The sequence below is a fragment of the Roseibium aggregatum genome, from assembly GCF_017309185.1.
Lineage (GTDB): Bacteria > Pseudomonadota > Alphaproteobacteria > Rhizobiales > Stappiaceae > Roseibium > Roseibium aggregatum_B.
Genome location: NZ_JAEKJZ010000003.1, coordinates 297,343 through 315,368, shown reverse-complemented (window position 1 = coordinate 315,368; position 18,026 = coordinate 297,343). Strand labels below are relative to the sequence as shown.

Annotated in this window: 15 protein-coding genes; 6 read left to right on the top strand and 9 right to left on the bottom strand. The window is 59.4% G+C overall.

Annotated features, from left to right (window positions below; all coding sequences use genetic code 11):
* Positions 1–34: 34 nt before the first annotated feature.
* Genes JF539_RS16615 through JF539_RS16605 form a run of 3 tightly spaced genes read right to left on the bottom strand, consistent with a single transcriptional unit; the run spans position 35 to position 3,044 of the window.
* A complete protein-coding gene (locus JF539_RS16615) occupies positions 35–970 on the bottom strand; it encodes a carbohydrate ABC transporter permease (RefSeq protein ID WP_209017363.1) in 936 nt (311 codons plus the stop codon).
* Entirely contained in the window at positions 967–1,887 is a 921-nt protein-coding gene (locus JF539_RS16610; RefSeq protein WP_207141817.1) for a carbohydrate ABC transporter permease, read from the bottom strand. Before JF539_RS16610 ends, JF539_RS16615 begins: the two co-directional genes overlap by 4 nt.
* The gene (locus JF539_RS16605; RefSeq protein WP_207141816.1) at positions 1,887–3,044 is read right to left on the bottom strand and encodes an ABC transporter ATP-binding protein; all 1,158 of its coding nucleotides are present in this window, start codon (positions 3,042–3,044) and stop codon (positions 1,887–1,889) included. Before JF539_RS16605 ends, JF539_RS16610 begins: the two co-directional genes overlap by 1 nt.
* Before the next feature lie 119 nt (positions 3,045–3,163).
* On the opposite strand from JF539_RS16605, the gene JF539_RS16600 reads away from it, so the two are divergent.
* From JF539_RS16600 to JF539_RS16575, 6 genes are all read left to right on the top strand, one after another.
* Positions 3,164–4,054 carry a LysR family transcriptional regulator gene (locus tag JF539_RS16600; protein ID WP_207141815.1) on the top strand — a complete coding sequence of 297 codons (891 nt, stop codon included), beginning with the start codon at positions 3,164–3,166 and terminating at the stop codon, positions 4,052–4,054.
* Between the two features lie 224 nt (positions 4,055–4,278).
* A complete protein-coding gene (locus JF539_RS16595; RefSeq protein WP_207141814.1) occupies positions 4,279–5,070 on the top strand; it encodes a GntR family transcriptional regulator in 792 nt (263 codons plus the stop codon).
* Between the two features lie 109 nt (positions 5,071–5,179).
* Positions 5,180–6,220, top strand: a complete 1,041-nt coding sequence (locus JF539_RS16590) for a TRAP transporter substrate-binding protein (RefSeq protein WP_207141813.1) — start codon at positions 5,180–5,182, stop codon at positions 6,218–6,220.
* Between the two features lie 31 nt (positions 6,221–6,251).
* Positions 6,252–6,752: a TRAP transporter small permease gene (locus JF539_RS16585; RefSeq protein WP_207141812.1), complete on the top strand. Its 501-nt coding sequence runs from the start codon at positions 6,252–6,254 to the stop codon at positions 6,750–6,752.
* A gap of 36 nt (positions 6,753–6,788) precedes the next feature.
* Positions 6,789–8,060: a TRAP transporter large permease gene (locus JF539_RS16580; protein WP_207141811.1), complete on the top strand. Its 1,272-nt coding sequence runs from the start codon at positions 6,789–6,791 to the stop codon at positions 8,058–8,060.
* 57 nt (positions 8,061–8,117) lie between these two features.
* The gene (locus tag JF539_RS16575) at positions 8,118–10,439 is read left to right on the top strand and encodes a hypothetical protein (RefSeq protein ID WP_207141810.1); all 2,322 of its coding nucleotides are present in this window, start codon (positions 8,118–8,120) and stop codon (positions 10,437–10,439) included.
* Positions 10,440–10,722: 283 nt separating this feature from the next.
* Here the strand turns inward: JF539_RS16575 and JF539_RS16570 are convergent, their stop codons facing one another.
* From JF539_RS16570 to dld, 6 genes are all read right to left on the bottom strand, one after another.
* Entirely contained in the window at positions 10,723–11,868 is a 1,146-nt protein-coding gene (locus JF539_RS16570) for a DNA methyltransferase (protein ID WP_236042541.1), read from the bottom strand.
* Positions 11,861–12,085 (bottom strand): hypothetical protein, encoded by a 225-nt coding sequence (locus JF539_RS16565; protein WP_207141808.1) that lies wholly within the window; start codon positions 12,083–12,085, stop codon positions 11,861–11,863. Before JF539_RS16565 ends, JF539_RS16570 begins: the two co-directional genes overlap by 8 nt.
* 107 nt (positions 12,086–12,192) lie before the next feature.
* Positions 12,193–13,140 (bottom strand): DNA double-strand break repair nuclease NurA, encoded by a 948-nt coding sequence (locus JF539_RS16560; RefSeq protein ID WP_207141807.1) that lies wholly within the window; start codon positions 13,138–13,140, stop codon positions 12,193–12,195.
* Positions 13,141–13,181: 41 nt separating this feature from the next.
* Positions 13,182–15,332 (bottom strand): helicase HerA domain-containing protein, encoded by a 2,151-nt coding sequence (locus JF539_RS16555; RefSeq protein WP_207141806.1) that lies wholly within the window; start codon positions 15,330–15,332, stop codon positions 13,182–13,184.
* Positions 15,333–15,830: 498 nt separating this feature from the next.
* Entirely contained in the window at positions 15,831–15,989 is a 159-nt protein-coding gene (locus tag JF539_RS16550) for a LuxR C-terminal-related transcriptional regulator (RefSeq protein ID WP_207141805.1), read from the bottom strand.
* Positions 15,990–16,009: 20 nt separating this feature from the next.
* Complete coding sequence (dld, locus tag JF539_RS16545; RefSeq protein WP_207141804.1) at positions 16,010–17,710, bottom strand: D-lactate dehydrogenase; 1,701 nt, start codon at positions 17,708–17,710, stop codon at positions 16,010–16,012.
* Positions 17,711–18,026: the final 316 nt, after the last annotated feature.

Genomic DNA, 18,026 nt, shown 5'->3' with positions numbered 1-18,026 from the left:
GAGCCGCCGGTCTGGCGGCTCCTTGTCCTTGTCGTCACTTCATGCCGCTCAGCGTGATGCCTTCGATGAAACGCTTTTGGGCGATCAGGAAGGCGACGATCAGCGGCGCGACGATGATCGTCGCCGTCGCCATCATCGGGCCGAAGTTGTCGCCGTCCGCGTCGCCCTTGAACTCGCGCAGGCCGAGCGGCGGCGTGAACAGGTCCCGGTCTCCTGTGATCACGATCCGCGGCCAGAAATAGTCGTTCCAGTGCGCCACCACCGAGAAGATCGCGAAGGCCAGCAGGGCCGGAACCGCGGTCGGCAGCATGACGTTCCAGATGATGGAGAACTCGCTCATGCCGTCCATGCGCGCCGCGTCGATCAGGTCGTCCGGCACGGTCATGAAGAACTGCCGCATCAAGAAGATCCCGAAGACGGAAATCGTCCAGGGAATGACCAGGGCCGCGTAGGTGTTGGTCAACCCCAGCTTGGCCAGCATGATGTAAAGCGGCAGCGCGATGGCATGGACCGGGATCAGGAGGCAGAACAGCACCAGCCCGAAGACCGCTTCCCGGCCCCAGAATCGAAGCTTGGCCAGGGCATAGGCGCAGGGCAGCGCCACCAGCACCTGAATGAAGAAGATCGATGCGGTGACGATCGCCCCGTTCAGCAGATACCGCAGCAGCGGCGCCTTCTGGAAGGCCGTCGTGTAATTGTAGATGACGGGTGTGACCATGCAGTCGGCCACGTCCTTGCCGAGCTTGACGCAATAGTCGTCCCGGAAGGCCTCCTGCAGCCCGAAGAAACCGCCGGTGTTCTGCATGATCTCCGCCGGGCTCTTGAAGCTGTAGCTGAGCATGACATAGAACGGCAGCAGCACGATCAGCGCGCCCAGGATCAGCACCACATGCTTGATCGTCTCGCCGACGGAAAAACGGTAGGCCGGCAGGCTGGACGCCCCCGCGGAGGAAAGCGAAAGGTCGGTCATGTGTAGTGCACCCTTCTTTCTATCAGCCAGCGCTGGATCAGGGTCAGGAACATGACAAAGGCCAGGAACACGACCGTAATCGCGGCGCCGATCCCCATCAGGTTCTGCTGGATGGCTTTTTCGTAGATCGCGAACATCATCACGTAGACGGATTTCGACGGGCCTCCGCCTTGCGGATAGAAGGCCTCAACCGTGTCGAACACCTGAAACGAGCGGATGACGGAAATCGTCACGACAAACACCGTCGTCGGCCCGAGCATCGGCCAGGTGACCAGCCGGAAGCGGTCCCAGGCGGTCCTGGCGCCGTCCATCTCCGCCGCGTGATACAGCTCGCGCGGCACCGAGGTCAGTCCGGCCAGATAAAGCACCATGTTGAAACCGAAGCCCTGCCAGATGCCGATGAAGGCGACCGTCCAGATCGCGTAGTCGCGATCGGTCAGCCACAAGGGAAAGCCCCGCTCGCAGCCGTGCGCGTACCAGCTCCAGGTTTCCAGGACCGAACCGCAGCCTCGCTCCAGGGTGCTGTTGACGATGCCGACGGTCGGATGCAGCGCGAATTCCCAGACGATCGCCATCGCGATCAGGGCCGCCATGACAGGCAGGAAGTAGATCGTCTTGTAAAGATCGCCGAACCGTTTCGTGGAATTGATCAGAAGCGCGGCGCCGAGACCGAGGCCGACCGAGAGCGGCACGACCACGAAGACATAGCGGAACGTCGCTCCGAACATCTTCTCGTAGGTGGAGCGGGTGAAGATCTTTTCGTAATTGTCGAGACCGACCCAGTCGGCGCCGGCGTTGCCGAGGCTGTAATTGGTGAAGCTCAACACGCCCGCGATCCCGATCGGCATCAGCAGGATGACGATCATCAGGAACAGTGCGGGACCGACGAACCACCAGTGGGCGCTTCCCCGCGTCATCACGCGACCTCCGGAATAGAGGTTCGGGGCGCTTCCGAAAGCGACAGGCGCTTGCCGTCCCGGCCGAAAACCATCGCCTCGCCGCGCTTGCGCACAAAGGTGACATCGTCGCCGACCGCGATATGGCCGCTTTCGTGGACCCCGGTCCGCACCACCATCCGGTGCTTGCCGTCGGCCATCGCCAGATGAAGGTAGAGGTCCGCGCCGAGGTTCTCCCGGTGCACCAGGCGGCCGGTCAGGGCGCCCGGCTCGTCGCGCTCGACCACGGCCAGATGCTCCGGACGCAGGCCGATCCTGACCTCGCCGGAGGCGGCTCCGGCCGCGACCCGCGACAGCGCGACCTCGCCGCAGCGGGCATGGCCGGCCTCATCGACCTCGCCCGGAAGCAGGTTGATCTTCGGCGCGCCGACAAATTCGGCGACACGAATATCCTGAGGGTTGTTGTAGACGTCCTCGGGAGATCCGAGCTGAAGGATGTCACCGTCCATCATGACCGCCATGCGGTCCGACATGGTCAGCGCCTCGGCCTGGTCGTGGGTCACATAGACGAAGGTGGTTCGCAAGGAGCGGTGCAGCTCGGCCAGTTCGGAGCGCATGTGGATGCGCAGGGCCGCGTCAAGGTTCGAGAGCGGCTCATCCATCAGGAAGGCGACCGGCTTGCGCACCATGGCCCGGCCCAGGGCCGCGCGCTGACGCTGTCCGCCGGAGAGCTGGCCGGGCTTGCGGTTCAGGAGCCCCTCGATACGCAGGACCTTCGCCGTCTCTTCCACCTGCTCCTGCAGTTTCCTGTGCTTGTCGCGAGCGATCAGCGGACCGGCGAACGGCAGCCGCTCGGTGAAGGAAAGATCGCGCAGCCGCAAGGGCGTCTTCATGTTCTCGGCGATCGTCAGATGCGGATAGAGCGCATAGGACTGGAACACCATCGCCAGGTTCCGGTTGGCGGCGCGAACGCCGTTGACCGTCCTGTCGCCGATGACCACCGACCCGGCGCTCGGCGCCTCGAGCCCCGCAAGGATCCGCAGCAGCGTGGACTTGCCGCAGCCGGACGGCCCGACCAGCGTCAGAAACTCACCGGCCCTGATCGACAGATCGACGTTCCTGAGCACCGGCGTCTCGCCAAAGGATTTTTCAATCGACCGCATTTGAATGGCAGACATGGCACCGCCCTTTCTGGTTACGGGCGCACCTTAGGCAGGCCGATTGAAATGTCTGTGACGTAATATAAGCGTCGCTAATGCTGACTAAGGTTTGCGGTGCAAAACAACATGGAACTGTCATGAACTCCAGGCCGAGCCCGTACCAGATCACCGCCTTCACCTATGTCGCCCGCGAAAAAAGTTTCTCGCGCGCGGCCCTGCGGCTCGGCGTCACCCAGTCCTCGGTGACGCAGCATGTGGCGAACCTGGAACGCAAGATGGGAACGCAGCTCTTCATCCGCCGGCGCGAGGGGCTGGAACTGACGCGCGCGGGAACGGAACTCTTCCGCATAACGGACCGGCTGGCCACCCTGGACCAGCTCGTCACCGAGAAGATCAACGATTACAGCGCGCTGACCGACGGCCACATACGTCTGATCGCCAACGCGCCCCGTCCGGCGATGCCGATCATCGCCCGCTACGGCAAGCTCTACCCCAATGTCCAGATCGACTTCACGCTTTACGACTGGACAAGCGCGATGAGCCTCCTCGCCGACCGGCAGGTGGATATCGCGATCGTCACGGAGCCGGAGGAAAGCGGGGCGCTTTACACCGACGTGTTGCGCCGGACGGTCTACATGGCGCATCTGCGCCGCGACCACCCGCTCGCGGCACGGAAAAAACTGTCCTTGAGCGAACTTCAGGGCGAAACGCTGATCCTTCCCGAAGACGGCTCACTGACACAGAAGATCGCCCGCGCCAAGATCCGCGAACACGGCCTGGATTTTCCCCGCATCATCCGCACGACCACCTTCCCGATGGTGAAGGAAGCGATCCTGCACGGGCTCGGCGTCGGACTTCTCCTGCAAAACAGCCTTTATCCCTCCGACAAGCTTGCGGCGATCCCCATCGTCGAAATGCCGGAAGACTACCGCGACTGCATCACCCTCCCGGCCGACAAGCGCGAGCTGAAACTGATCCAGAGCTTTCTCGACGTGGCCATCGAGGCAAGAGCCGAGAAGCAGTTCTAGGGCGTCGGGCGGCTCAGGTCGAACCGCAACCGGGTCTGCGCCTCCCGCCCAGCTCTGCCCGCTTTGCCCAGCGAGACGCCATTTCCCTCGCGAAACCCGCCGCATTTTTCGGCAGCGCGCCCGTTTTGACGGCAAACGCATGATATTCCTATATAGGACTTGACGTATGATCTCAGCCTAAATTAGCGTTTCTTCATCAAGTCCTACAGAGGACCTTTAGAGCGATGAAGAAAACCATCCTGCGTGAGGTCGCCAACACCGGCGGCCCGGCCAAGGCGAAGCACCAGAGGATTTCGGAAGAGATCCTGACCGCGATCGAGGACGGCCGCTGGCTGCCCGGCGACCGGCTTCCGGCCGAGGACCAGCTGGCGGCGGAGATGGGCGCCAGTCTCGGCACCGTGCAGCGCGCCTTGCGCAGCCTGGTGCAGATGGGCGTGGTCGAGCGCCATCACGGGCGCGGCACATTTGTTTCCGGCGCTCGGGCGCAGGAAGGCCAGCTCAAGCATTTCCGCTTTCTGGCGGAAGGCGGCACGCGGCTCCTGCCCGTCTATTTCAAGATCGTCAGTGTCGAGACCACGCGCGAGAGCGGGCCCTGGAGCCAGTTCTTCGGCACCCCGGACGGTGAATATGTCCATATCCACCGCCTCGTTTCGGTGAATGACGAATTCGAGGTGTTCAGCGAGATCTACCTTCCCGCCGACCGGTTTTCCGATCTCGCGCGGATGAGCCAGTCCACTTTGAACGGCGTTTCCTTCCGCGACATGCTCGCCGAGCGCTTCAACGCGCCGACGCTCAACACCCGCCAGACCATGGCCTGTCAGCCGCTGCCGCCGCGCGTGGCGCGCCAGCTCGACGTGCCCCCCGGCCAGTACGGCATCGTCTGGTCCATCTGCGGGCTCAGCTACCGCGACACGCCGATCACCTGGCAGCGCATCTTCGTGCCGCCGAGCGACCGCGTCATCGAGATCGTGCCCATGGCGCAGCACGGCCAGACGGATTTCGGCGAGGCGGGCTGACGAACCCCGGCCCGGCTCGACCCAGCAGACAAGAATGGGCGCCAAAGCCCATCGGCATGCCCTCCGCCATCGGGAGGCGGACATCACTCGAGAGACAGGAACGCAAACCATGGAACTGACATTTTCCACCCCCGGCAGCCTTGTCCGCAAGGCCTTCACCCATACGCGGACGATCGTCGCCGCGCTCGCCGTCAGCGGCCTCGCCCTTACCGGCGCCGTGGCCCAGGACATGCCTGAAATGACCCTGAAATTCGGGCATCCCTACAACGAGACCCACCCGCTGGCGCAGGGCGCGCAGAAATTCGCCGACATCGTCAAGGAAAAGAGCGGCGGCAAGATCACCGTCGAGGTCTTTCCGAATTCGACCATCGGCTCCTCGCGCGAACTGGTGGAAAGCATCCAGATCGGCGTGATCGACTTCGCGCTGGTGCCGACCACGAACGTGGCAAGCTTCTATCCGCCGCTCGACATCTTCTACCTGCCGTTCCTCTTCCGTGACAGCGAACACGCCTACGCGATCTCCGACGGCCCGGTCGGCAAGGAGCTTTACGCAGGCCTCCAGGCGGCGACGGGCATCCACACGCTCGCCATGTATGAAAGCGGCTTCCGCACCATCACGACGGCCAAGACAAAGATCGAAATGCCGGACGACATGACCGGCATCAAGTTCCGCGTCGTCAACAATCCGCTCAACGTCGCCACCTTCAAGGCGCTCGGCGCCAATCCGACGCCGATGGCGCTGTCGGAGGTCTTCACCGGCCTGCAGCAGGGCACGGTCGACGGCCAGGACAACCCGGTCGGCAACGTCAAGGCCTTCGGCTTCGACAAGGTGCAGGACTTCATCACCCTGTCCAACCACCAGTGGGCCGGGATCATGTTCCTCGCCAGCGACAAGATCATGAACGGCGTGCCCGAGGACGTCCAGAAGCTGTTCAAGGACGTGGCGATCGAAACCCAGGACTGGGAACGCAAGGAAATGAACGCGGTCGAGGGGAAATATCTCTCCGAGATGGAAGCCGGCGGCATGACCGTGACGCGTCTGAGCCCGGACCAGGCAGCGGCCTTCCAGGCGGCGATGGAGCCGGTCTGGGGTGAATACCGCGAGAAGATCGGCGCCGAGCTGATCCAGTCCGCGGTCGACACGAAGTAAGCAAGCACCGGAAGCCGCCAGGAGCAGCACGATGAAAGCCGTAAGAAACCTTCTCGACCTTTCCGAGCTTGCCCTGGCGGTGGTGTGCGTCATCGCCTTCGTCGCGATGTTCGTCCTCGGCATCGCCACCGTGGTGTTTCGCTACGTGATCGAAAGTTCGCTCGCCTTTCCGGACGAACTGATCCGCTATCTCTTCATCTGGATGATTTTCCTGGGCTCGGCGATCGCCTTCCGCCGCAACATGCACGCCGCCATCGGCATTCTGGTCGCCCACCTGCCGCCGGTCCTCAAGCGCTCGGCGCTCATCCTAGCCACGCTGGCCTGCGTGCTGTTCTTCGCCGTGCTGTTCCGCAGCGGCCTGCTGCTCACCCTGCGCGTCCAGGCGCAGATCTCACCGGCGCTGGAGGTGTCCATGGCCTGGGTCTACGGGGCGATCCCCGCGGGCATGGCCTTCCTTCTGATCTATGCCGCCGAACTGCTGGCCAGGCAGTGGCGACTGCCGGCCGATCAGCTTCTCGCCGACGATCACTAAGTCTTTTCCGTCCAGCCTTCGCCAGGATCATCGCCCATGACAACCGCCGCCCTCTTCGGTTCCCTTGTCCTTCTGATGCTGCTCCGGGTGCCGATCGCCGTTTCGCTCGGCCTGTCGAGCGTGTTCGGGCTGTGGCTGAGCGGGATCAGCATGGAAATCATCGCCCAGCGCATGCTCGCGACGAACAATTCCTTTCCGCTGCTCGCCATTCCCTTCTTTATCCTCGCCGGCGAAATCATGTCCACCGGCGGCATGTCGCGGCGGCTCGTCGGCTTCGCCTCGTCCCTGGTCAGCCACATGACCGGCGGGCTCGCGGCGGTGGCGATCCTGTCGTCGTCCTTCTTCGCCGCGCTTTCCGGCTCCAACGCGGCCACCGTCGCCGCCATCGGCGGAGTGATGAACCAGCCGATGGAAGAAAAGGGCTATCGCCCGGAGTACACGGCGGCGACCATCGCGGCGGCCGGCGTCACCGGCATGATCATCCCGCCCTCGATCCTCCTGATCCTTTACGGCGTCGTCACCGGGGTTTCCATTTCCGACCTGTTCCTGGCCGGCATGGTGCCCGGCATCCTGATCTGTGTTTCCCTTCTGCTCCTGAACCGTTTCCTGACGTCGAAACAGGAGGTCGAGAAGACCGCGTTTCAGGGTGGCCAGGAGATCTGGGCAAGCTTCAAGCAGGCCTTCCTGCCGCTTCTGATGCCGGTGATCATCCTGTCGGGCATCTATGGCGGCGTGTTCACGCCGACGGAGGCCGCCATCGTCGCGGTGCTCTACGGCATCCTCGTCGGCGCCTTCTACCGCGAGCTGACGCTGGCCTCGCTGTGGCGTGCCTTCTACAAGGCGGTGCTGTCGTCGGCGGTGGTGATGTTCATCATGAACGCGGCCGGGGTCTTCGCCTGGCTGATCACCATCAACCAGGTGCCGCAGAGCATTTCCGCGCATATGGCGGAGTTCGCCGGCGGGCCCATCGTCTACCTTCTCCTGGTCAACGTCTTCCTGCTGATCGTCGGCTGCCTGATGAACGCGGCGGCGGCCATCGTGATCTTCACCTCCATCCTTTACCCCGCGGCCATGAGTTTCGGCATCGATCCGGTGCTGTTCGGCATCATCGTTTCGGTCAACCTCTCCATCGGCACCGTGACGCCGCCGCTCGGTGTCGATCTCTTCATCGCCTCGGCGATCACCAAGGTCTCCATCGAGAGGGTGGTCGCCGCGATCTGGCCCTACATCCTGGTCCTGATCGTCGACCTTCTGCTCATCACCTATATCGCGCCGCTCTCCCTGACGCTCGTTCGCCTCGTCGGCTAGGCGCGTCCCCTTCGCGGGCGCATCCGCCTCCGCCCCTTGACTGCAAGAAAGATTGTCATGACTGAAAACCTCTCGACCTCCGCCGCCGACCGGCCCTGGGAAGCGATGGACAGCGGTGTGATCCGCCACGCGATCGATCCAGCACTTCTGGGACACGCCGAGATTTCCCCGAAAGGCGGGTTCGAAGCCGGCTCCCATGCGTCCTTCACGCTGGTCTATACGGCCGGCAAGTTCGGCATCGACGACAGCGGCAGCCTGCGCATCGTCTTCCGCTTCGCCTCCGACCAGAGCAATCCGCAGTTCGACGATCCCGCTGGCCCCAATTACTGCACGGTCGAGGCCTCCAACGGCGCCGTCCTGCAGCTGCGCTGGGACCCGAAGGGCAACGTCCGCCCGTGGGACCGCACGCTCTGGATCAAGGTGGTGAAGGGATTCCTGCAGGAAGGCGACACGCTCACCATCCGCTTCGGCGTGACCGACCATGGCGGGCCGGGCATGCGGCTCCAGACCTTCTGTGAAAAGACCTTCGAGTTCCGCATCCTCGTCGACCCGATCGCGACCTTCAACTTCCAGCCGCTGCCGGTCCAGCCGATGATTTCCATCGTGCCGGGCGAACCGGAGCGCTATGTCGCCGCCCTGCCCTCGCTCCGGCGCCCGGGCGAGAGCTTCGCCCTGAAGCTCAAGGGCGAGGACAAATGGGGCAACCCCTCCGACCGCTGCGCGGCACGCTTTCTGCTGGAGGCCGACGGCGCCATCGAGGGCCTGCCGGCAAGCGTGGAACTGACACCGGGCGACCGGTCCTTCACCCTCCCCGGGCTTGTCGTCGCCACGCCCGGCAAGGTGTCGGTGACGGTCCGGAGCGAGGACGGAACCCTTGTGGCGAAGACCAACCCGCTGATCGTCGAGGACCTGGAGCTGGTCCATTTCTGGGCGGACATGCACGGCCAGTCCGAGGAGACCATCGGCACCGGCAGCGCCTGGGACTATTTCGCCTTCGCCCGCGATCTCGCCTGGATGGACGCCTGCGGCCACCAGGGCAACGACTTCCAGATCACCGACGCCTTCTGGGGCGAGCTCAACCGCATCACCGCGGAATTCGACGCGACGGGCAGCTTCGTGGCGATGCCCGGCTACGAATGGTCCGGCAACACGGCGCTCGGCGGCGACCGCAACGTGTTCTTTCCCGTGGAGGGGCGCACGATCCGCCGCTCGTCCCATGCGCTGATCGAGGACCAGACGACCGCCGGAACCGACTGCTTCACGGCGGCGGAGCTCTTCGAGGCCTTCGCCAAGAACGGCGAGGACGATGTCGTCTGCTACGCCCATTGCGGCGGGCGCTACGCCGATATCCGGGTGGCCCATGACGGCCGCTTCGAGAAGTCGGTCGAGGTGCATTCCTCCTGGGGCACCTTCGAGTGGCTGCTGCACGACGCCTTCAAGCTCGGCTACCGGGTCGGCGTCGTCTGCAATTCCGACGGCCACAAGGGACGCCCGGGCGCCAGCTATCCGGGCGCCGGCAAGTTCGGCGCCATCGGCGGCCTCACCTGCTTCAACGCCGCGGAGCTCTCCCGCCCCGCCCTCCTCGACTGCATGCGCAAGCGCCGCCACTACGGCACCACCGGCGGCCCGACCGGCCGCGTCGTCCTCGACGTGACCGCCACCTTCGAAGCGGAAGCGGAGATCTACCATGACGACCCGGCGCTCGGCGGGGCCCTGTCCCATACCGGCAAGACCGCCATGATGGGCGACATCGTCCGCCTGGCCGAGGGCGGCGCGGAGCTTTCCGTTGCCGTGGACGCCGCCTGCGCCATCGAGCGGGTCGACATCTTCAACGGCCTCGATCTCCTTGAGACCGTCCGCCCCTACGCCGAAGCCGACCTTGGCGCCCGCATCCGGCTGCACTGGGAAGGTGCGGAATATCGCGGCCGCTTCCGCGAAGTGATCTGGGACGGCGGTGCGAAGCTCTCCGGCAACACGATCCGGCAGGCGGTCCCGGTCAACTTCCTGAACCGCGACAAAACGCTTGATCTCGTCAGCGACAGCGAGGTGAAATGGAAGGCGCTCACCACCGGCAATTCCGGCGGCGCGGACCTGACCCTCGCCGACCCGAGCGCCGGCACGCTCGCCATCGAAACCCCGCTGGTCACCACCGAAATCGACATCGCCGATATCGGCTACGACGACACGATCTTCGACGACTCCGGCGAGCTGCCGCGCTTCTTCAAGCTCTACCGCTTGCCGGACGAAAACGCCGCAACGTCGATGCGCTTCACCCGCAAGCTCGCCATCGAAGCGGAAAAAGACAACCCGCTCTACATCCGCGTCACCCTCGAAGACGGCACCCGCGCCTGGACGAGCCCGGTTTATGTGTTTCGGTGAGGGGGACGAGTTCCCTTCTTCGTCGAACATGCAATGAGACCTGCTCCAGCCTCTAGAAGCTTTCGCGCGGCCAGTTCAATCTCTACATCGGGTCTGAGACTGGGCGCAGCGAAATGAGGAGATAGGCCATGGACAGTGGAGATTGTGAGGGCGAGGTAAATTGGATTGGCGGCTTTCATTCACCCGTGCTTTTGGACGTTCATTGGATAGCCCGCTCTTTGAAATAAAATGGCAATTACGGACCGAGGTGATGTCCGTACAGGAGAAGCATTTCACTCATTCCCTACGAGATTACTGCACATGTGGCCACGTCAATAAACCCTCTAGGCGGTTCCTTTCCTTGAGGAATTGCAATCAAGTCAATTTCTCCTGGCTTTTCCGATTTATCGCCAAAAAGAGATGTTTGCGTAGGCTTGCTTGCTTTCGACTTACGCCCAAACAATTGATGGTGTGGCCAGACGCGGTCCATTGAGTATGCGGTAGTTTCCAATGTGAATTTACGTGCGTCAGTCCGAACGACGATTACTGCATCTGCTCGGGATTTGAGGGCAAGAGCACCAAATACATCGTTGATGAGAGCGTCATAGGTTTCTTTGTTTGCGTATCGATATTTTTGATTCCATTCGGGGAGTTCTGGTCCCCCGAGCGCCCATAAACGAATCCAGTTATCATATTGATAGTTGGTGATGCCCAGGTAAGGTGGTGACGTAAGTATCAAAGACGCCAGTTCGCAATTGTAGCGTTCAAGACCGACTCTTGCGTCTCCAAAGTACAAGCGACTGCGCCCATGTGCCGCGCTGAAACCCTTAGCATATCGCCACTCTGCGCGAGATTTTAAGAATTTACTTGGATCAACGAATGGTGGGCGCATTTTTCTCTCTTTCCACCAACGGACCGCATAGTCCGGTGCCATGGACTTGCTTTGTCGCATCTGGTTGGAAAGACCACCTCCCAGCTTGGCATGGAGATAAACCAACATCAGAGAAGCTACCGTTCGATCAACGACCGAGGTTCTCCAATCCAAGTTTCGTCTTGCACTATTGATGAATCCAAGAACTTCTGGACACCACGCCCAATCCTGAAACTCATTGACTGGATCGCGATCTCCTCCTGTTTGCGAAGCTGACACCTCGTCTATTCGCCGCAATACGCGCCCTAGCTGTCGTGCCGGACTTACCTTTGTCTTTGCGTATAACCAACCGACAGGATTCAATTCACATCCATATGAATTTCTGCCTAGGACTTGAGAAACATAGTTGGTCGTTCCGCGCCCACAAAACGGATCAATTACAGTTTCACCTAAATTGCTGTATTCTGAAATGATATAACGTGCGAAATTGACCGGAAACATCGCGTAGTAAGGCCCAAAGCCTGCCCATCGACCTTCTGGCGTTCCAATGCGCCAAGTATCTACTTCCCCGTCAAACATCTTCGTCAAAGAGGTTCTTCAATATTTCACCACCAAGTTTCAATGGAATTGCAGCGTGAGAGTGTGCCCGAACAATTGGGACAAAACCTCCTTCAAACAGGTAAGTGGATAACCTATCTACAATAGTGAGGACATCACCAAGTCTTGGGTACGCACCCAATGAGACATTAGATAAATCATCCGCCTCTTCTGTTGTAATCGCCGTGTTTACAACCATCTTTTGCCCAGTCTTACTTTTGTAAAGTACCATTCTGCCAAAATATGTTGCTTTCCCCCATTCCTTTGCATCATCTGGCCGGTAAACAATATTTCTATGAATATATTTTATACTTGGGAGAAGCGCACTCTGCGAGGAAAAAAACTGTCGGGCCCTTTTTCACGATCAAAGTCTATTCGCTCAAAATGTTCGACAAATTGCCCGGTCTTTATTAGTGAGAATATCAGCAATCCACGGCCAGTTCTTTTGATAGACTCTTCGTGAATGCGTCGTAATTCGGCTTTGACGTAAGGTGCCAACGACGCATATTGCCCGAAAGCAGCTAGCGGACCATCAAGAACAAATGCAATATCCGGCAGAACGCGAACTGCAGACTCCGAAGTTAGAAAATATCGAAGGACGTTTACAAGGAGAACAATTTCCAAGAACCTCATGACTTCACCGTGAGGTTCACCATTTGGACCGGTTTCGTTGAACCGCTCATGAAACCTTAGCTGGTCCGTGCTCAATACTTCAGCACCACAACGGCAGTTGCTCCTACCCACGGTTGGTATTATTTCGTTCCCGCAGGCGGGGCACTTAAACGGTGTATCCCTACCGGAGACAAGGCTTTCGTAGGTCTCCAACAGGGTTTCATGTCCCTGAGCAACAACTTTGCCCTGCAATGCCTCGAAAACTGAAACACGAAAGTAATCTCGCGGAGAAAGTCCATCCTCTCGCACAACATTCCTACCCGGAAGCACAGTTTGAAGTGTGTGGGCGGTATCCATTGTGTTGAACGCACGAGGCGGAATTATCTTTGCCGCGGGTTCAGTTTTTAGCTTCCTAAGATCGACATAGACCAAAGCCAACTGAACGAGACTCGCCTCTGCGCCAGGAAAGCCATCCCGAAGTGTTTCAGTCACAAGTGAACCATCGATAGCAACAATGCGATTGATTTCGGAAGCCGGCCGAGGAATGTCTGTAGGTCGGAGAGGATCAACGGCGACTGTTTCAGGCGCTCTAATCTTACCCGCAAATTCCTGAAAAATTGCACTTTGTTGCAGCGCAATCAAAGATTCTCCGGAAGCACGCTGATTTTCGTACGGCATTGCGATCAGTTAGACCTCGCCTGAAAGAGATCGATTTGGACTGGAATAGTAAAAGGATTAGATAGCGTCCGCATTCGAACAAAACCAGGATCTGAAATACTTTTTATCTGATGAGCATAATCCTCAAAATCGTAGAATTTTGACAACGATCGAACTTCATCCGTATTATTCAAGTGCGCCACAAACCAATTGTCTGTATTCTTCAAAATCGCTGGCATTACAGAGGATGGTTCTTGTGTAGCCAAAACCATTCCTATCCGGTACTTCGAACCTTCTTTAGCGGTTCTTGCCCAAATAGTACGAAGCTCATCTTTCCCACCGCCGGCGGGTAGCAAGTTGTGCGCTTCCTCAAGATAAACCATCACAGGAGGAGGCGGTACGATCTGTCCGTCAGAGTCAACCGACGGATCCACGAAGTCAGCTTTTTGGCGATTGAATATTGCCCACAAAATTCTTTCTGCCGCAGCAACGTTTTGATCAGGATCTCCGGTCGATTGATCAAATATCACCAGTTTCCCAAGGCGCAGGTCGTTCACTACTTCCTGCGCGTAATCTACTGCTGAGCTGGCAGAATGCAGCCTTGTCAAGCTCATGAAACTTCGGACACCGTTTGGATACCTAAAAATCTGCAGAAGATTATTTAACGTTCCCCGATCCCAAGGTCGACCGTTATGGCCGTCCCTGTAAGTCCTATCGAAGTCACTCCAACCACTGTCTCTCTCTTCCATGAATAACAGCAATCCACGAAGAGCATCCACAAAATCTCCCCAAGATACAGTATCGTCCTCAAGGATGGCGCCAGCCGCAGCGATATTGGTCTGTTTGTCGCCGTCACATCGGTTGTTCTGCATGGCTTCGCGAAGATCACGACTAAATAAACCTCTGATATTCGCTGTCTGGTTAGGCGCATCAAATCCCGCGGCATGAAGTATCCCGCGGTAAACTTGCACCTCTCTCTTAAGACGGGTTTGATCACCTCGGCTGGAAAGGTCATCTGGCACAACAATGTTCGCATCACGAAATGCTAGAATATATTTTTCTCCGGCTTCACCAAGTGAGGTCGCAATTATTTGTTTGCCAACAAAAAGTTGATCGAGCGCAGTTCTGACAACCGCGGAGTCGCCCCAATTTGTGGGCGTAGCACCGTAAAAATTGATCTTTACTATCTTGCGCTGAGGATCATTTGGGTGAGCATTCAAACCATATGTCGCAATCTCGTCTGCGTATTGCAAACCAGAAATCTCTTCATAGACAGACCGGATGGAGCCGCCATCTTGAATATTCGCGTTAGCGTATTCCCCGTTTGGATCAAAAATCAGTTGCCCAACTCTCGCTGAGTTTGACCTCGCACGCAGAAGATACACAGCCTTTGCAGTGATCTTCATAGCGTTTGATTTACCGCCTCTACTCATCCCGCCATAAAATGTACGTCGAGATACAAAGTCAGTGGGATCGACTTCGACCGGAACGTTATCCAAAGCTTCGTCAACCCCTATCTCACTTGCCGCAAACCTCACACGCCCAATGCGAAGACGCCCAGCTTCTCCAAATTCACTTGTTCCCACTGTCTTTTGAAAATTCACTATGTTGGACAAGAGCTTTCCGACCGGCTTGTAAACCTTCATACCTCGCCCAGAGTAGTAGTTGACGAGGTCGGCTCCGAACGAAAACTTGTAAACTCCGTTTTCCGCTTCTTTCATCCGAAAGGTGCCAAGGACTCGGCATTTATACCCCCCGTAGGATAAATTGTTTTTGGTCCATTCATCCACCCGATTTGGGTGATCCCAGGTCTCCTCACTGTCTGTCGCGCGCATACCGGCTTGGAACCGATAGTCCTCCATCAGGCGGGCGTTTGGTAATTGGTAGTCGCCTACAATTCGGAGAAGCACCAAAGCCGCCTCTTCGTCCTCGGCGGGGATAATAGCGGAAGGGTCCAAGCTCATCCGACTAGCCACGAGAAACGAACCGTGAGGTAGGCCTCTCACCTTCTGACGGGCATAATCATGCACCAAGACTTGAGCGTCTTGAAAATTTATTGCAAGCAATTCCCCTATGGTGAGTTCTGGATCCAAGAACGACACCAGCTCCCGTCCCGCGTCGGAGGATCTACTTAAGTTAGCTTCTTGAGTTATTTCTGAAAGAATATCGTTGTGCAAAACACCCCCCTACGATAAACATCTCCGAATTGCATTAATAGGAACTTACAACTTATATGATTCGTTTCGCAGTTCCGATCCTTCAAAGAAAATATTTTTCACCGTGAAGAAACTTCGCGACAATAATTTGAGATCGACTGAGGAGAAATTTTCTAGGCGCGACAACAAAACCTACCACGTAAGCGCCTTTGCAAACCCACGGCAGACAAGAAAAATAAAATTAAAAATGCAAACAAGAATCAAAATCTAGTGAGATGACAAGAACTACTTCCTATACCAAACTTGATTTTTTGGCCAATCAAGCGGCTTCGCATAGCGCAATGGTCGGCAATTCTAGCCCCACTCACTGACGCACCAAGAAGTTACCTTCTGTCAACATCAGTTTAATGTTTACCCGCCGCCCCCCTCACGTCTCCAACAACTTCCTTAGCGACACAATCGCCGCCGACGTCCGGTTCTCCACGCCCAGCTTCCCGAAAACGCCGTCAGGATACTTTTTCACGGTCCTTGACCCCTGTCGAGGAGAACGGCGATTTCCTTGTTGGACTTGCCGTTGGCGATCCAGGTGAGGACTTCCGGCACGCGCCCGGTGAGCTCGAAAGCCGCGTTCAGGACGTCCGCCGGCTTGCCTTTCCGGACCCCGCTGTCACTTCGCACCAACCGGTAAGCGGCAGGCGTCAGGGCTGCGCTTCGGTGTCGAACACCCGCCGCTGTTTCGACGATTTTCCGATGCCCGGGTTGAAGCTGTTGGTCGGGTCGAGGTCTTCGTAGAAGGCGGCCAGTGCGGGCTTGGCGGGGTAGAGATGCCCGACATTGTGCTCGGCCGGGTATTCGGCGCCGCGCCGGTCCAGCAGCGCCAGCATCTTCTGCTTGAGCGCCTTGGGATCCGCCCCCTTGCGCACCACGTAATCCTGGTGAAAGACATGGCAGAAGAAGTGGCCGTAATAGAGCTTGGCGACGAGATCCTTCTCGATCTCCTCGGGAAGCGTTTCAAACCAGTCTTCCTCGTTGCGCGCCAGCGCGATGTCGAGCGCGATGACATCCTCGACCTCGCTCGTATGCACCGCGTGATAGCGCACGGCCGCGCCGGCCGCGGCAAAGCGGTGCAGCATCGCCTTCCTGGCTTCGGCCTCGGAACAGGCGAACCAGGCGTCCCCGTCGAGCATCTCCGACAGGATCTTTTCCGTCGCCCCGGCCGCATCCGTGCCGACCTTCAGGATGAGATGGTGCTCATAGCGCGCGCGCCAGTCCAGCATCCGCTTCGGCAGCGGCTCGGGGACGAGGCTGCTCAACACCTGCATCGTGCGGTCGACCAGATTGCGCGGCAGGAACGGCACCTTGTTCAGCCGCGCGTCGAGCGCGCCCTTGATGGCAAAGAACACGGGCAGCCGGTCCGTGCCGAACCAGTCGATCATCAGCAGGGTGTCCTTGCCGTATTTGCGCGCTACATCGAACAGTTCGCGGTGCACGTATTCGCCGCAGATCGGCAGTTCGTCGCACTCGGTCAGGATGCGGCGGCGCAACCGGGCCAGATCCGCCGGATCGTTGGTGCCAATATAATAGACGCGCTCCCCTCCGGTGGCCGGATAGGTGTCGAGCCGCACCGCGAAAACCGCCAGTTTGCCGGCGGAGCCGGACGCCTCGAACAGCCGGTCCGGGTCGGCATTGTAGCGGGAGGGCGTTGACGCGGTGACATCGCGGACCTTGTCGGCATAGCCGTCGTCCGAGGCCCGGCCGACCCCGTCCCTGACGTCCGCTTCGGTGAACTCGCCCCGGTCGAGCCGGCCCAGGATTTCCTCGGGCGTCTCGCCCAGGTCGATCCCCAGGTGGTTGACGAGCCGCAACACCCCGTCGCGGCCCACCTGCGCGTAGAGGGCAAGCTCCGTGTAGGCGGGTCCGCGCCGGGTCAGGGCCCCGCCGGAATTGTTGCAGACACCGCCGACGATCGATGCGCCGATGTTGGAGGAGCCGATCACCGAATGGGGCTCCCGGCCGAGCGGCTTGAGCATCCTCTCCAGCTTGTAGAGCGTGCCGCCCGGAAGGCTGACGATCTGGTGCCCGTTGTTGAGAAGATGGATCTTGTCGATGCGCAGCGTGTTGACGATCACGACGTTGCGGTCATAGTCGCCGCTTGGGGTCGAGCCCTCCGTCAACCCGGTGTTGGCCGCCTGCAGGATGACGATCCGGTTGGCCTCGACACAGGCCTGCAAGACGCGCCACATCTCCAGAAGCGTGCCGGGCAGAACCACGGCTTCCGCCTCGCCCTGCCCCGAGCGAAATCCCGTCCGGAACCGCTTGGTGCCGGCGGAGCCGGTCCGCACGAAGGAAGCTCCTACGATCTCGCTCAGTGCGTCGGTGAAATGCGCATCGGAAGTCATTTGCCCGGATATCCCTAACGATGGTTATGATGCCGTGTACCAGGGGAAACAGACGATGACTGCTCTGAACGGTCATCGTCTGTTTCCCCTGGTGTTTTATGCCGCTGGAATATCACGGCCGGCCGACCGTTCAAAGCGGTTCCCGCAGGTGCAGCGGCCGAGCCGGCGGCCCGGGACGGCGTATCGCCTGTGGAGCCCGGGCCGGATGCCCCAGACCGGGAGCGCGGACCGAAACCCGACACCTTCCTGAAGGTGGAGTGCGTGTCGGGGTTCACCGAAGGCAGCGGGGCTTTATTTTGCGGCTCCTCCGGGCTCC